This window comes from Bacillus sp. T33-2 (genome assembly GCF_002860205.1).
In the GTDB taxonomy this organism is placed as follows: domain Bacteria; phylum Bacillota; class Bacilli; order Bacillales; family Cytobacillaceae; genus T33-2.
On record NZ_PGVB01000003.1, the window covers coordinates 1 to 14,814 of the forward strand.

At 48.3% G+C, this 14,814-nt stretch carries 15 protein-coding genes and 1 riboswitch; of the genes, 14 read left to right on the plus strand and 1 reads right to left on the minus strand.

The window, feature by feature from the left end; translation table 11 throughout:
• Positions 1-261 precede the first annotated feature (261 nt).
• From CVD19_RS02430 to purD, 14 genes are all read left to right on the plus strand, one after another.
• Positions 262-804: a DUF2179 domain-containing protein gene (locus CVD19_RS02430; protein ID WP_101580290.1), complete on the plus strand. Its 543-nt coding sequence runs from the start codon at positions 262-264 to the stop codon at positions 802-804.
• Complete coding sequence (locus tag CVD19_RS02435) at positions 801-1,004, plus strand: NETI motif-containing protein (protein WP_101580291.1); 204 nt, start codon at positions 801-803, stop codon at positions 1,002-1,004. Before CVD19_RS02430 ends, CVD19_RS02435 begins: the two co-directional genes overlap by 4 nt.
• Positions 1,005-1,090: 86 nt before the next feature.
• A riboswitch (purine riboswitch) is annotated at positions 1,091-1,192 on the plus strand.
• 172 nt (positions 1,193-1,364) lie between these two features.
• Positions 1,365-1,853 carry a 5-(carboxyamino)imidazole ribonucleotide mutase gene (gene purE, locus CVD19_RS02440; RefSeq protein WP_101580292.1) on the plus strand — a complete coding sequence of 163 codons (489 nt, stop codon included), beginning with the start codon at positions 1,365-1,367 and terminating at the stop codon, positions 1,851-1,853.
• Entirely contained in the window at positions 1,840-3,003 is a 1,164-nt protein-coding gene (gene purK, locus CVD19_RS02445) for a 5-(carboxyamino)imidazole ribonucleotide synthase (protein WP_180953481.1), read from the plus strand. Before purE ends, purK begins: the two co-directional genes overlap by 14 nt.
• The gene (purB, locus tag CVD19_RS02450; RefSeq protein WP_101580293.1) at positions 3,000-4,292 is read left to right on the plus strand and encodes an adenylosuccinate lyase; all 1,293 of its coding nucleotides are present in this window, start codon (positions 3,000-3,002) and stop codon (positions 4,290-4,292) included. The genes purK and purB overlap by 4 nt, the downstream gene beginning before the upstream one ends.
• Positions 4,293-4,368: 76 nt before the next feature.
• Positions 4,369-5,094, plus strand: coding sequence for a phosphoribosylaminoimidazolesuccinocarboxamide synthase (gene purC, locus CVD19_RS02455; RefSeq protein WP_101580386.1), 726 nt, complete (start codon positions 4,369-4,371; stop codon positions 5,092-5,094).
• Positions 5,082-5,336, plus strand: a complete 255-nt coding sequence (gene purS, locus CVD19_RS02460) for a phosphoribosylformylglycinamidine synthase subunit PurS (protein ID WP_101580294.1) — start codon at positions 5,082-5,084, stop codon at positions 5,334-5,336. Before purC ends, purS begins: the two co-directional genes overlap by 13 nt.
• Positions 5,333-6,019: a phosphoribosylformylglycinamidine synthase subunit PurQ gene (gene purQ, locus CVD19_RS02465; RefSeq protein WP_101580295.1), complete on the plus strand. Its 687-nt coding sequence runs from the start codon at positions 5,333-5,335 to the stop codon at positions 6,017-6,019. Before purS ends, purQ begins: the two co-directional genes overlap by 4 nt.
• On the plus strand, positions 6,003-8,219 hold the full coding sequence (gene purL, locus CVD19_RS02470) for a phosphoribosylformylglycinamidine synthase subunit PurL (RefSeq protein WP_101580296.1): 2,217 nt from the start codon (positions 6,003-6,005) through the stop codon (positions 8,217-8,219). The genes purQ and purL overlap by 17 nt, the downstream gene beginning before the upstream one ends.
• Entirely contained in the window at positions 8,204-9,616 is a 1,413-nt protein-coding gene (gene purF / locus CVD19_RS02475) for an amidophosphoribosyltransferase (protein WP_101580297.1), read from the plus strand. The genes purL and purF overlap by 16 nt, the downstream gene beginning before the upstream one ends.
• Positions 9,617-9,660: 44 nt before the next feature.
• Positions 9,661-10,704, plus strand: a complete 1,044-nt coding sequence (purM, locus tag CVD19_RS02480) for a phosphoribosylformylglycinamidine cyclo-ligase (RefSeq protein ID WP_101580298.1) — start codon at positions 9,661-9,663, stop codon at positions 10,702-10,704.
• Positions 10,701-11,291: a phosphoribosylglycinamide formyltransferase gene (purN, locus tag CVD19_RS02485; protein WP_101580299.1), complete on the plus strand. Its 591-nt coding sequence runs from the start codon at positions 10,701-10,703 to the stop codon at positions 11,289-11,291. Before purM ends, purN begins: the two co-directional genes overlap by 4 nt.
• Positions 11,292-11,508: 217 nt before the next feature.
• The gene (gene purH / locus CVD19_RS02490; protein ID WP_101580300.1) at positions 11,509-13,047 is read left to right on the plus strand and encodes a bifunctional phosphoribosylaminoimidazolecarboxamide formyltransferase/IMP cyclohydrolase; all 1,539 of its coding nucleotides are present in this window, start codon (positions 11,509-11,511) and stop codon (positions 13,045-13,047) included.
• A gap of 18 nt (positions 13,048-13,065) precedes the next feature.
• Positions 13,066-14,328: a phosphoribosylamine--glycine ligase gene (purD, locus tag CVD19_RS02495; protein ID WP_101580301.1), complete on the plus strand. Its 1,263-nt coding sequence runs from the start codon at positions 13,066-13,068 to the stop codon at positions 14,326-14,328.
• Positions 14,329-14,430: 102 nt separating this feature from the next.
• On the opposite strand, the gene CVD19_RS02500 is transcribed toward purD, so the two are convergent.
• Entirely contained in the window at positions 14,431-14,724 is a 294-nt protein-coding gene (locus CVD19_RS02500; protein ID WP_101580302.1) for a YgaP family membrane protein, read from the minus strand.
• Positions 14,725-14,814 lie beyond the last annotated feature (90 nt).

A 14,814-nucleotide genomic window follows, 5' to 3' on the forward strand; every position in this document is an offset into this window, starting at 1 on the left:
AGCTTCTCAGCGCCGATGGTAGTTGGGGGTTCTCCCCCTGTGAGAGTAGGACGCCGCCGGGCAAGGAAGAACATCTGGTAAATTCCAGATGTTCTTTTTTTTTACATAAATATTCTGTATAATTTAACAATCGACAATAAGGATAGATTGCAAGGTTTCAATCCCTCGTAATGAGGAAAACCTTAAACAAGGGTTATTTTATTGTGCAAACAGTATGACGGTGTGTACAGCAAAGACGATAACTAGACAGGGAGTGTACAAATGCTTCATAATAGCTATGCCATGATAGTAATCATTCTACTCATCAATATAGTGTATGTTACGTTCTTTACGATTCGTATGATCCTCACTCTAAAAGGGCAGCGGTATTTGGCTGCGTTTATCAGCATTATAGAGGTAGTGATATATGTAGTAGGTCTCGGCCTTGTGCTTGAGAATCTGAATGAGATACAGAATCTCATTGCGTACGCCATCGGTTATGGGATCGGCGTATTGGTGGGAATGAAAATCGAGGAAAAACTCGCGCTCGGATATATAACAGTTAACGTGATCACAAAGGAGTATGATAAAGAACTACCCAAACTTCTAAGGGAAAAAGGTTACGGAGTCACAAACTGGGCAGCAAACGGACTGGAAGGGGATAGGATGGCCATGCAAATCCTGACTCCAAGAAAGTATGAATTGAAGCTGTACCAGACAATCAAAGAATTGGACCCGAAGGCGTTTATCATTTCTTATGAGCCAAAAACCATCCACGGAGGGTTCTGGGTAAAGACGGTCCGGAAAGGAAAGCTGTTTTCATGAGCAAACCAAAGAAAAAGATATTTGAAGTGCTCGACAATGAAACGATTGATGATTGCCTCGACAGAATTAAAAAAGAAGGCTACATTCCTGTCAGAAGAATGGAAAAGCCCATTTTCAAGGAAATGATAAATGACGGATCTTTAGAGTACGAACCGGCTGGCCGACAGATCGTGTTCGAAGCAAAATTAGACATGAATTGAAAACCCGAACAATAGTTTTTGATTTAGATAAATCGTTCGCCAATTGGTTGACAATCTAATGGAATAGTTGTTAATATGGTTATGTTGATAATAGATGATATTTCCTTCGTATAATAATGGGGATATGGCCCATGAGTTTCTACCCAATAACCGTAAATTATTGGACTATGAGGGAGAGTAGTCGGAATTTTAAAAGGCAACCATTACAATCATTCGGAATCCGGGGTATCCCACAGGATCCGAATGGCTATTGAATGGTATTCCCTTTTTCACGCGCCCGGACAAACTACTTTCTCTTTAAATAGAGACGTAGTTTGTCCGTTTTTATTTTTACAAATATTTGATTCCGGAGGAAATGTAATGAAGGCACAAGTGGCAGTAATCATGGGAAGCAAGTCCGACTGGGAAACGATGAGGCATACATGCGACATGCTTGATCAATTGGCGATTCCATACTTAAAAAAAGTGATTTCTGCACACAGGACACCAGACTTGATGTTTCAATTCGCGGAAACCGCAAGAGGTGAAGGAATTAAAGTGATTGTTGCCGGGGCGGGCGGAGCCGCCCACCTACCAGGAATGGTCGCAGCGAAGACCACACTTCCGGTGATAGGGGTACCAGTTCAATCAAGAGCACTGAATGGGCTCGATTCACTGTTGTCCATCGTACAAATGCCGGGCGGGGTGCCGGTTGCAACGGTTGCTATTGGCAAGGCCGGCGCTACTAATGCGGGGCTCCTGGCCGCTCAAATTTTATCCGTATCTGATGAGCAAGTAGCCAAGAATCTGGAGAAACTAAGAGTTGAAACAAAAGTGTCAGTATTGGAGAGCAGTGATGATCTTGTCTGAGAAAATGATTTTACCTGGACAAACAATTGGTATAATCGGCGGAGGGCAGCTGGGCAGAATGATGGCTATGGCTGCTAAAGCCCGGGGATTCCGGATTGCCGTTTTGGATCCTGTGGACGATTGTCCGTGCGGCCAGGTAGCGGATCAGCAAATCATTGGTGAGTACAATGATTTACAGGCAGTCCAAAAGCTGGCCCAAATCAGCGACGTAGTGACATATGAATTTGAAAATATAGATGCCGACGCACTTTCCTGGCTGGAACTGAACGCATATGTTCCGCAGGGCACATCTTTATTGCGAATTACACAGGATCGGATCAGTGAAAAACAGGCAATACAAAAAGCAGGAATACCGGTCGCTGATTATGAAATCATTGAACATTTAGAAGATGTTTATGTCGGCTTGGCGAAACTGGGTTACCCGGCGGTATTAAAAACCGCCAGGGGGGGCTACGACGGAAAAGGGCAGCTCGTCATCCGTGATGAAGAAGATATAGCGAACGCGGCGGAATTGCTGTACATGGGCAAGTGTGTTCTGGAAAAATGGATACCATTCAAAAAAGAAATCTCCGTCATTGTTTCAAGAAATATGTCAGGTGAAACTACAGTATTCCCGGTTGCGGAAAATATTCATCGAAATAATATCCTTCACCAGACCATTGTCCCGGCAAGAATCAGCAAACAGGCCGAATCGGAGGCAACTAAGTTAGCCACGCAGCTTGCAGTCTCCCTTGACCTGGCCGGTACACTGGCTGTCGAAATGTTTTTGACCGAACAAGATACAATTCTAATTAATGAGCTGGCCCCGCGGCCACACAATTCCGGACATTTTACGATCGAAGCCTGTGTGACTTCACAGTTCGAACAGCATATCCTTTCAGTCTGCAATTGGCCGCTTGGAAGCACTGAACTGTTAACACCTGCGGTGATGGTGAACATCCTTGGCCAGCACCAGGCACCGGTCATCAGCAGGCTAAAAGAACTTAAGGACTGGAAAATCCACCTGTATGGAAAAAAAGAAGCGAAACCGAACCGCAAAATGGGCCATGTGACAATTCTGCGCAGTTCGGTAAGTGAAGCAATTGAAGAGGCTGACCAAAGTGGCATCTGGGAAAGAACGACAGAACAGATCGGAGGACAAAGCAAATGATAGATAGATACACGCGCCCGGAAATGGGAGCGATTTGGACGGAAGAAAACAGGTTTAAAGCATGGCTGGAGGTTGAAATTGTTGCCTGCGAAGCATGGGCTGAGCTGGGCGCAATACCTAAAGAGGATGTCAATAAAATCCGTGAAAAAGCCTCGTTTGATATTGACAGGATCAAAGAAATAGAAGAAGCAACAAGGCACGATGTGGTTGCATTCACAAGGGCGGTTTCCGAAACACTTGGACAGGAACGGAAATGGGTCCATTACGGCCTCACCTCCACTGATGTAGTGGACACAGCTTTATCCTACCTGTTAAAACAGGCAAATACGATACTTTTAAATGACATCGAACGTTTTATCGAGATTTTAAGAAATAAGGCGCAGGAACACAAGTACACCGTGATGATGGGCCGGACGCATGGAGTCCATGCCGAGCCTACAACATTCGGGCTGAAGCTTGCCCTTTGGCATGAGGAAATGAAGCGGAACCTTGATCGCTTCAAACAGGCGGCCGCAGGCGTTGAATTTGGAAAATTATCCGGTGCGGTTGGAACCTACGCGAATATAGATCCTTTTGTTGAACAGTACGTGTGTGAGAAGCTGGGCCTTCAGCCGGCTCCCATTTCGACTCAGACGCTCCAAAGGGACCGCCATGCCTTTTATATGTCGACACTTGCGTTGATCGCAACCTCCATCGAAAAGTTTGCCGTGGAGATCCGCGGGCTGCAAAAGAGTGAAACGAGGGAAGTCGAAGAGTTGTTCGCTAAAGGCCAGAAAGGATCATCGGCAATGCCGCATAAGCGCAATCCGATCGGCTCTGAGAATATGACAGGTTTGTCGAGGGTCATCCGGGGTTACATGTTGACAGCTTACGAAAACGTGCCGCTTTGGCATGAACGCGATATTTCCCACTCTTCTGCGGAAAGGATCATTTTGCCGGATGCAACAATTGCGCTTAACTATATGCTGAACCGTTTTGGCAATATCATTAAAAACCTGACAGTGTTCCCCGAAAATATGAAGCGCAATATGGACCGAACCCTCGGGTTGATTTATTCCCAACGGGTGCTGCTCGCTTTGATCGATAAAGGGATGTCCCGTGAAGAAGCTTACGATACCGTCCAGCCGAGGGCAATGGAAGCGTGGGAAAAACAGATTCCATTCCGGGGCCTTGTTGAGAGCGATCAGATGATCACGAAGCTATTATCACCTGCTGAAATTGAGGATTGCTTTGATTACAACTATCACATCAAGCACGTCGATACTATTTTCAGCCGTTTAGGTTTGTAACATGGCGGGCAAGTCGATCCTTGCCCGCTATGAAGAAAATTCCCAATCTTTTTACATGGAAACGGGGGCTTTAAAAATGGAAAAACTGGAACTGCTCTATGAAGGAAAAGCAAAACGCGTGTACCGGACCGATGACGACAGCACTGTCTGGATTGAATACAAGGATGCCGCAACGGCCTTCAACGGGGAAAAGAAAGCACAGATTGAAGGTAAGGGACGCTTGAATAACGAGATTGCTAGTTTGCTGTTTTTAAAGCTTCAAGAACGGGGAATTACCTCGCATTTTATTAAGAAAATCTCAGAAACAGAGCAGCTTGTCAAAAAGGTGGAGATTATTCCTTTGGAAGTCGTGGTTCGCAATATAGCTGCCGGATCAATGACAAAGCGGCTCGGCATCGAAGAAGGCCGCCCGCTTAGCCGGCCAATTGTTGAATTTTACTACAAAAATGATGAGCTTGGCGACCCGCTTATTACCGAAGACCATATCGTTGAGCTTCAATTGGCAGGTGGGGTAGAACTCGAATTGCTCAAAACAAAAGCACTGAAAGTTAACACTGTTTTAACAGGCTTTTTTGATGAAATTGGCATCCGCCTGGTCGATTTTAAACTTGAATTTGGAAAAGACGATAATGGTGACATATTGCTGGCCGACGAAATATCGCCGGACACTTGCCGCCTCTGGGATAAAAACACCGGCGAGAAGCTTGATAAAGATGTTTTCCGCCGGGATTTAGGAAACCTTACCGATGCTTACAACACAATTTTAGCCAGATTGGGAGGACAACCAGCATGTACAAAGTAAAAGTGTATGTCACGTTAAGAGAAAGCGTACTGGATCCGCAAGGGACAGCCGTAAAAAATTCATTGCAGACACTTGGATATCAAGGCATCAATGATGTCCGCATCGGCAAATATATGGAGCTGACACTTGAAGATACAGGCAGGAGCGTTGAGGAAGCTGTAGAGGAAATTTGCAGCCGCGTCCTGGCCAATACGGTGATTGAGGACTACCGCTACGAAATCGAGGAGTGTGTTGCCAAGTGAGGTTTGCGGTGATTGTGTTTCCGGGATCCAATTGCGATGTCGACATGTACCATGCTGTGAAAGATGAACTTGGTGAAGAAGCCGAATATGCGTGGCATGATGCTGAAAACCTTGATGGGTACGACGGTATCCTGCTTCCTGGCGGATTTTCGTACGGCGACTATTTACGGTCAGGTGCAATCGCGCGTTTCAGCAACGTGATGAAAGAAGTCGTCAAGGCTGCCGAAGCCGGAAAGCCGGTGCTCGGTGTATGCAATGGGTTCCAGATTCTATTGGAAGCGGGCCTCTTGCCGGGGGCTATGCGCCGGAATGAAAGCCTGAAATTTATCTGCCGGACTGTCGGGCTGAAGGTCCAAAACAATGAGACGATGTTCTCCTCAGGATACAAAAAGAACGAAATTATAAACATTCCCATTGCACATGGCGAAGGAAATTATTACTGTGACGAAAAGACTCTTGATAAATTGAAAACGAATAACCAGATTGTGTTTACCTATAACGGCAACAACCCTAACGGTAGCCTTGAGGATATTGCAGGGATTATCAACGAACGCGGAAACGTGCTTGGAATGATGCCTCACCCTGAGCGCGCGGTCGATGCGCTGCTCGGCGGAGCGGACGGGCTGAAGTTGTTTCAATCAATCGTAAAACAATGGAGGGAAACTCATGCGGTTAAAGCTTGAACCAGGTCCGGAGCAAATTAAAGCGGAGAAGATCTATCAACAGATGGGTCTGTCCGACGGGGAATTCAGCATGATTGAAAGCATTCTTGGACGTCTGCCTAATTATACGGAGACCGGGCTTTTTTCCGTCATGTGGTCCGAACATTGCAGCTATAAAAACTCCAAGCCTGTACTGAAAAAATTCCCTGTAACAGGCGAGCGTGTCCTGCAGGGGCCGGGTGAAGGAGCAGGAATCGTTGATATAGGCGATAGCCAAGCTGTCGTCTTTAAAATAGAAAGCCATAACCACCCGTCGGCAATTGAGCCGTACCAGGGCGCAGCGACTGGGGTTGGAGGCATTATCCGCGATGTATTTTCGATGGGAGCACGGCCGATCGCACTATTAAATTCACTTCGGTTCGGCGAGCTTGATTCCCCGCGGGTCCGTTATTTATTCGAAGAAGTTGTAGCAGGCATCGCCGGGTACGGAAACTGTATCGGCATCCCGACAGTCGGCGGCGAAGTCCAGTTTGACGCCGCTTATGACGGCAATCCGCTCGTGAACGCGATGTGTGTCGGCCTGATCGACCATAAGGATATTAAAAAAGGCCAGGCACATGGTGTCGGGAACACGGTCATGTACGTTGGCGCCAAAACTGGACGGGACGGAATCCACGGGGCGACATTCGCTTCTGAGGAATTGACAGAACAGTCGGAAGAAAAACGTCCGGCTGTCCAGGTTGGTGACCCATTTATGGAAAAATTGCTGCTGGAAGCCTGCCTTGAGCTGATCCAGTCCGATGCTCTTGTCGGCATACAGGACATGGGGGCTGCCGGGCTGACAAGCTCTTCGGCTGAAATGGCAAGCAAGGCCGGGTCAGGCATTGAAATGAACCTCAATCTTGTGCCACAGCGGGAGACCGGCATGACGGCATATGAAATGATGCTCTCTGAATCACAGGAGCGGATGTTGATTGTTGTAAAAAAAGGCAGAGAACAAGAAATCGCTGACTTATTTTCAAAATACGGGTTAGAAGCTGTTGCAATCGGCAAAGTGACAGATGATAAAATGCTGCGCTTGACGCATGACGGCGAAACTGTGGCTGAAGTGCCTGCAGACGCGCTCGCTGAGGAAGCGCCAGTGTACAAAAAGCCATCACGTGAGCCTCAATATTTCCGTGATTTTCAGGCAATGGAAAATGAGATCCCGGCAATCGAAAATTATGAAGAAACACTGGTAAAACTGCTCAAGCAACCGACAATTGCAAGCAAGGAATGGGTTTATGACCAGTATGACTATATGGTCCGCACCAATACAGTGGTGTCCCCGGGCTCCGACGCTGCGGTCGTGCGTATCCGCGGTATGGAAAAAGCACTGGCGATGACTACTGACTGCAATTCACGCTATATCTATCTTGATCCTGAAACAGGCGGCAAAATCGCCGTGGCGGAGGCAGCCAGAAATATCGTTTGCTCAGGTGCAGAGCCACTGGCCATCACAGACTGCCTTAACTTCGGGAACCCTGAGAAGGCGGAAATTTTCTGGCAGCTGGAGAAAGCGGCAGACGGCATGAGTGAAGCATGCCGTACCTTGGAAACACCAGTGATCGGTGGGAACGTATCACTTTACAATGAAACAAATGGCACCGCTGTTTATCCAACTCCTGTTGTCGGGATGGTTGGGCTTGTCCATAAGCTAGACCATGTGACGACACAAACATTTAAACAGCCGGGAGACCTCGTTTACATGCTTGGAGACACAGCCGCTGAGTTTGGCGGAAGCGAGCTGCAAAAGCTTGTTTATGGACGGATATTCGGAAAAGCGCCGGCCCTTGACCTTGAGAAAGAAAAAAAATACCAGCAACAGGTGCTTACGGCCATTCAGTCCGGTTTAATCCAATCGGCGCATGATGTTTCAGAAGGAGGAACAGCTGTGGCACTTGCGGAGAGCCTGTTTGGTGGAAACGGCCTTGGAGCGAATATAGAGTTAAATGGCGATAAAGTGTCAGCTCTTTTCAGCGAGTCACAGTCCCGGTTTATTTTATCGGTGAAAAAAGAACAAAAGCAGCAGTTTGAAAGCTTGACAGACGCGGTTCTGATCGGCGAAGTAACGGCCGAGCCGGTCCTGGAAATTTCTGTTGACGGTGATACAGTTGTCTCTGCTGAAATTCAAAAACTGAGAGAAGCCTGGAAAGGAGCCATTCCATGCTTGCTGAAATAAAAGGATTAAACGAGGAGTGCGGAATCTTTGGCATATGGGGCCATACCGATGCAGCGCAAATTACTTACTATGGTTTGCACAGCCTGCAGCACAGGGGCCAGGAAGGAACAGGGATTGTCATTACAGACGGTACCGAACTGAAAGGCAAAAAAGGGGAAGGCCTTGTAACGGAAGTATTTACTGCGGAAGTAATGCAGGAATTATCCGGAAAATCGGCGATCGGCCATGTCCGTTACGCAACTGCGGGCGGCGGCGGGTATGAAAATGTCCAGCCCCTCCTGTTTCATTCACAAAGCGGCAGCCTGGCACTTGCCCATAACGGGAATCTGGTCAATGCCGACGGACTACGGCATCAGCTTGAAGCGCAGGGCAGTATTTTTCAGACAAGTTCTGACACAGAAGTGCTGGCCCATCTGATCAAACGGAGCGGATTCCCGCTTTTGAAGGACCGTGTGAAAAATGCCTTGAGCATGCTGAAAGGGGCTTACGCGTTTTTGATCATGACCGAGACAGAGATGATGGTGGCGCTGGATCCTCACGGCTTGAGGCCGTTGTCACTGGGGAAGTTGGGGGATGCCTATGTTGTGGCATCAGAAACATGCGCATTCGATATTATCGGGGCGGAATTTGTCCGTGATGTCCTCCCAGGTGAGCTGCTGATCATCGACAATGCGGGCTTGCGGTCTGAAATGTACTCATTCAATTCGAACACAGCCATTTGTACAATGGAATATATTTATTTTTCCAGGCCTGACAGCAATATTCATGGCATAAATGTTCATACCGCCCGGAAAAACCTTGGTAAAAGGCTTGCGCTGGAAGTCCCGGTCGAAGGCGATGTTGTAACAGGCGTTCCGGACTCCAGCATTTCCGTTGCAATCGGATACGCTGAGGCATCAGGAATTCCTTATGAAATGGGCTTGATCAAAAACCGGTATGTGGGCAGGACATTCATCCAGCCATCCCAGTCATTAAGGGAGCAGGGTGTGAAAATGAAACTGTCACCGGTCCGCGGGGTAGTAGAAGGAAAGCGGGTCATTATGGTGGATGATTCGATCGTTCGCGGGACGACAAGCAGGCGGATTGTTTCGATGCTGAAGGAAGCAGGGGCAACCGAAGTCCATGTTGTCATTAGCTCGCCGCCGATAAAAAACCCATGCTTTTATGGGATTGATACATCGACAAAAGACGAACTGATTGCCGGAAACCATTCGGTCGAGGAAATAAGGCGAATGATCGGAGCCGACACTTTGACGTTTTTGAGTGTGGAAGGGATGCTTGAAGCAATCGGCAGGCAGGACAACGGAGAAACGCGAGGCCAGTGCCTTGCATGTTTTACCGGAAAGTATCCTACTGAAATATACCCAGGCGCACTCCAAAGTGCGGAAAAATGCTAGATTAGAAACTGCTTAAAATGATTAACAGCGGGGGATGAATGCAAATGGCTAATGCCTACAGGCAAGCAGGTGTCGATATAGAAGCAGGTTATGAGGCGGTTGAACGCATCAAAAAGCATGTAAACAGGACCACCCGCCCGGGAGTATTTGGAGGCATAGGCGGTTTTGGAGGCATGTTTGACCTATCTTCCCTCAGCTTGAAAGAACCGGTCCTTGTTTCCGGAACCGACGGAGTCGGGACAAAGCTGATGGTCGCTTTTATGGCCGACCGCCATGATACGATCGGGATTGACGCTGTCGCAATGTGTGTTAATGATATCGTTGTCCAGGGGGCAGAGCCTTTATACTTTTTAGATTATATTGCATGCGGAAAAGCCGAACCGGAAAAAATCGAACTGATTGTAAAAGGGATCGCCGACGGGTGTGAACAGGCTGGCTGTGCCCTGGTTGGCGGGGAAACTGCCGAAATGCCGGGCCTATACGATACCGATGAGTACGATTTGGCTGGTTTTTCGGTCGGTGCCTGTGAAAAATCAAAAATAATCACAGGGGAAACGATCCGGCCGGGCGACAAATTAATCGGACTGGCATCGAGCGGCATCCACAGCAATGGTTATTCACTTGTACGCAAGCTTTTTTTGGAGGAAGCTGGCTGGAGTCTTGACCGATATGTGGAACAACTTGAAACAACGCTTGGGGAAGAGCTGCTTAAGCCTACAAAGATTTATGTGAAACCAGTGCTGTCAGCCCTGCAGCAATTCGAGGTCAAAGGATTGGCCCATATTACCGGCGGCGGATTTATCGAGAACATTCCAAGGATGCTGCCGGCGGCACTAGGTGCTTTGATTGAAGAAGGCAGTTGGCCTATCCCCCCTGTTTTTGCGTTGATGGAGGACATCGGCAAGCTTGACAGGAAAGAGATGTACAATATTTTTAATATGGGCATTGGCATGGTCGCTGTTGTTTCACCTGAAACCGCTCCGCGTATCCTCGCGCATTTCGAGGCGTGCGGAGAAACAGCTTTTGAAATCGGCGCAGTGACTGAAGATGGGGACATTACGATCGAGCCAGCCGGAGGACGGCCATGAAAAAGATAGCCGTATTTGCATCAGGCAGCGGCAGCAATTTTCAGGCCATAGCCGATGCCATCAAGGCAGGCAAGCTAAATGCAAAAATCGGTTTGCTCGTCTGTGACCGGCCGGAAGCCTTCGTGGTCGAGCGCGCCGGCGTGGAGCAAATTCCCTTATTTGTTTTTACCCCGGGGGACTATCCGGGAAAAAAGGCTTACGAAGAAGTAATTTTGCAGGAATTAAAGGGAAAGGAAATAGACTTTATCGTTCTCGCAGGGTATATGCGTTTAGTCGGCGCCACACTATTGAACGCTTACGAGGGCAGGATTGTGAATATACACCCCTCCCTTTTACCGGCGTTTCCGGGCAGGGACGCGGTGGGACAGGCAATAGCTGCCAAGGTAAAGGTTTCGGGCGTCACTATACATTACGTCGATGAAGGCATGGATACCGGGCCCATTATTGCCCAGCAAGCAGTTCAGATTTCAGATGAAGAGACGAAATCTACACTTCAGGACAAAATTCAGCAGGTAGAGCACCGGCTTTACCCTGAGGTACTTGAACAGATTATGAATAAAAAAATTGGATTTTTACCTAGGGCGTAGAGCCGTTGGGGAGACAATCAGAAAAGCGGAAGCGCCTAAGATACCGGAACGCCGACTAAGAACGCCACGTCATGTGGCAACATCGACGTCAGCACATCCTGTGCAATTCCGACAGGCGTAAGGGGAACGCCGCAGGAAGGCGCTTTTTTGCCTTCTGGAGGATTTTGACTTACGACCTAAGGAGTTAGGCGCTGGAGCTAGACAGGGAGGCAGCAAGATGACGAAGAAGCGGGCATTGATCAGTGTTTCAGATAAAGCAGGGATTGTGGACTTTGCAAAAGAACTGGCAGAACTCGGTTTTGAAATCATTTCAACCGGCGGGACGAAGAAAGCACTTCAGGACGGAGGAGTTCCAGTAATTGGCATCAGTGATGTAACCGGATTTCCAGAAATCCTTGAAGGCCGGGTAAAAACACTTCATCCGAACATCCATGGCGGGCTGCTTGCCAAAGCAGGTGAAGCAGGGCATCTTCAGCAGCTTGAAGAACATGGTATCGTTCCCATTGAGTTAGTATGTGTTAATCTTTATCCATTCCAGGCTACCATAGCGAAACCCGGGGTTTCGGTAGAAGAAGCGATCGAAAATATTGATATTGGCGGTCCGGCCATGCTCCGGGCTTCAGCCAAAAATCATGAGTACATCACTGTGCTGGTTGACCCTGAGGACTACCCGGCTGTACTCGACGAATTCAGGAAACACGGCAAAACAGAGCCTGAAACACGCCGGAGGCTTGCTGCCAAGGTTTTCCGTCATACAGCTGCTTATGATGCGCTGATTGCCGAATACATGACAGGGCTGTCAGGTGAAGAGCAGCCTGAAAAATTGACGGTCACATATGAACTGAAGCAGGCTCTCCGCTATGGAGAAAACCCGCATCAAAAAGCAGCATTTTATCGAAAACCGCTGGGCTCGGCTTTCTCGGTAGCCAACGCAAAGCAGCTTCACGGCAAGGAATTATCGTACAACAACATCAATGATGCGGAGGCAGCCCTGCAGATCGTCAAGGAATTTACGGATCCGGCAGCCGTAGCCGTCAAGCATATGAATCCATGTGGTGTTGGAACAGGTTCAACTGTATATGAAGCATTTTTGAAAGCATTTGAAGCTGACCCGGTATCGATTTTCGGCGGGATCATCGCATTTAACCGGGAAGTGGATGCTGAGACCGCGCGGAAGCTTTATGAAATTTTCCTAGAAATCATTATCGCCCCGTCCTTCAGCGACGAAGCCTTGGCGATTTTATCAGGGAAAAAGAATTTACGGCTGCTGACTGTTCCTTTTAAAGAAGCTGATAAAAAGGAAATGCAGCTCTCTTCAATAGAAGGCGGCCTGCTTATTCAGGAGCAGGACACCTTTGGACTTGAGGATGCAAACGTCACGGTGCCAACACGACGGGAGCCTACCGAAAAAGAGTGGCAAGCGTTAAAGCTGGGCTGGAAAGTCGTAAAACACGTAAAGTCCAATGCGATTGTCGTCGCCGGGAAGGATTCGACACTTGGAATCGGGGCAGGGCAGATGAATCGCGTCGGCGCGGCAAAGATTGCGCTGGAGCAGGCTGGCGATAAAGCAAATGGTGCCGCATTGGCATCTGATGCCTTTTTCCCGATGGACGATACGGTTGAGGCAGCGGCTAAAGCGGGAATTACAGCAATCATCCAGCCAGGCGGATCGGTCCGGGACGAAGACTCCATCAAGAAAGCGGACGAATATGGCATCGCAATGGTCTTTACAGGCGTGCGCCATTTTAAACATTAATACACGGAGGTGCTTCGGATGAAGGTACTGGTTATAGGAAGGGGAGGCCGGGAGCATGCGGTCTGCCGCAAAGTAAGTGAAAGCCCGTTAGTGTCCCGTGTTTACGTGGCACCAGGGAACCCGGGGATGGAGAGCTGCGCGGCACGGGTCAATATTGATGAAGGCAGCCACGGCGATCTTGTTCAATTTGCGAAAGCAGAACAGATTGAATTGACGATCATCGGCCCTGAAGTTCCTCTTTTTGAAGGGCTGGCTGACCAGTTCATCGCCGAAGGACTGAAGGTATTCGGCCCTGGCAGGTCAGCGGCTATCATTGAAGGCAGCAAGTCTTTTGCAAAGGACCTCATGAAAAAATACGATATTCCAACCGCCGAATTCCAGGTGTTTTCGGACTATGCCCAAGCACGGGCCTATGTTGAGAAAAAAGGGGCACCTATTGTTATAAAAGCAGATGGATTGGCTGCGGGAAAAGGGGTTACCGTTGCTTTAACTGACGAGGAGGCCCTGACGGCTCTTGAAGAAATGATGCTTGGTGCTAAATTTGGTGATGCCTCGTCAAGTGTCGTCGTGGAGGAATTCCTGGAGGGGGAAGAATTTTCATTGATGGCGCTTGTCAACGGTGAAACTGTTATGCCGCTCGAAATCGCCCAGGACCATAAGCGTGCATTTGACGGTGATCAAGGCCCTAATACCGGGGGGATGGGCGCCTATTCTCCAGTTCCGCATATCGGAGAACAAACAGTGGCAGAGGCAGTAGAAACCGTTCTTAAACCGGCAGCCAGAGCAATGGTGCAAGAGGGCAGGAGCTTTACAGGCATCCTCTATGCAGGCTTGATCAAAACGGAGCAAGGGCCGAAAGTGATTGAGTTTAATGCTCGCTTTGGCGACCCAGAAACCCAGGTGATCCTCCCGAGGATGAAAACAGACCTGATCGAGGCTATTTTGCAGCTGCTTGACGGCAAAACTCCTGTTATTGAATGGGATCAGGAAGCAATGGTTGGAGTTGTCGTCGCATCAAACGGATATCCGGAGGCATATGAAAAAGGGTATGTACTGGACGGAATCGGCAGTCTTTCTGATGAGGCTTATATTTTCCATGCAGGCACAGCAAGGAACAGCGACGGACAGTTCATAACGGACGGGGGCCGTGTATTGCTGGCTGGCGCAAAAGCTCAATCGCTGAAGGCAGCCCGTGATATAGTTTACCGTGAACTTGAGAAGTTGCACTGCGATGGTGCTTTTTACCGAAAAGACATCGGACATAGAGCCATTAATGATTAATTTCTGTTTCTATCGCCCCCGTAATGGGGGCTTTGTTTTTGGATGTGAATTAGTGTTGACTAAATTCCATGGCCTAATATCGTCCAGCTCATCTTAAAGCGATCATGACCAATTGGACTGGCTGTTATGTTCCTCTTTTGCGCTTCCCCTGCTATAGTGGTTTTCTGCTTTTCCTTCGCCATTTTCCATATCTTTGCCTTTTTCATAAAGGGCAGTTAAAGGGCAGTAGCGGAGAATCCCTTCAGCCACTTTCATTCCGCCGAGAAGCGCGATGATTTTATAGGAACCGCGCCGTGGCTTCTTGGCCATTCTCGCGGTCGTCCAGGATAAAACTGCAAGGCCAATGGTGATCCGAATAAACGCATTCAGGATCCCAATGTTTTGTTTCACTTTCATTTTCTCCAGCTCCTTTCCAATTTTTCATTAATTCTTTAATGCGTTAAACAGTTAATTATGGTAAGATAAAATTTGTAAATGTAAGTGCTT

Bases quoted from the DNA above. Each gene is read 5' to 3' on its own strand.
- CVD19_RS02430 (WP_101580290.1), top strand. From the start codon at position 262: ATGCTTCATAATAGCTATGCCATGATAGTAATCATTCTACTCATCAAT.
- CVD19_RS02435 (WP_101580291.1), top strand. From the start codon at position 801: ATGAGCAAACCAAAGAAAAAGATATTTGAAGTGCTCGACAATGAAACG.
- purE (WP_101580292.1), top strand. From the start codon at position 1,365: ATGAAGGCACAAGTGGCAGTAATCATGGGAAGCAAGTCCGACTGGGAA.
- purK (WP_180953481.1), top strand. From the start codon at position 1,840: ATGATCTTGTCTGAGAAAATGATTTTACCTGGACAAACAATTGGTATA.
- purB (WP_101580293.1), top strand. From the start codon at position 3,000: ATGATAGATAGATACACGCGCCCGGAAATGGGAGCGATTTGGACGGAA.
- purC (WP_101580386.1), top strand. From the start codon at position 4,369: ATGGAAAAACTGGAACTGCTCTATGAAGGAAAAGCAAAACGCGTGTAC.
- purS (WP_101580294.1), top strand. From the start codon at position 5,082: ATGTACAAAGTAAAAGTGTATGTCACGTTAAGAGAAAGCGTACTGGAT.
- purL (WP_101580296.1), top strand. From the start codon at position 6,003: ATGCGGTTAAAGCTTGAACCAGGTCCGGAGCAAATTAAAGCGGAGAAG.
- purF (WP_101580297.1), top strand. From the start codon at position 8,204: ATGCTTGCTGAAATAAAAGGATTAAACGAGGAGTGCGGAATCTTTGGC.
- purM (WP_101580298.1), top strand. From the start codon at position 9,661: ATGGCTAATGCCTACAGGCAAGCAGGTGTCGATATAGAAGCAGGTTAT.
- purN (WP_101580299.1), top strand. From the start codon at position 10,701: ATGAAAAAGATAGCCGTATTTGCATCAGGCAGCGGCAGCAATTTTCAG.
- purH (WP_101580300.1), top strand. From the start codon at position 11,509: ATGACGAAGAAGCGGGCATTGATCAGTGTTTCAGATAAAGCAGGGATT.
- purD (WP_101580301.1), top strand. From the start codon at position 13,066: ATGAAGGTACTGGTTATAGGAAGGGGAGGCCGGGAGCATGCGGTCTGC.
- CVD19_RS02500 (WP_101580302.1), bottom strand. From the start codon at position 14,724: ATGAAAGTGAAACAAAACATTGGGATCCTGAATGCGTTTATTCGGATC.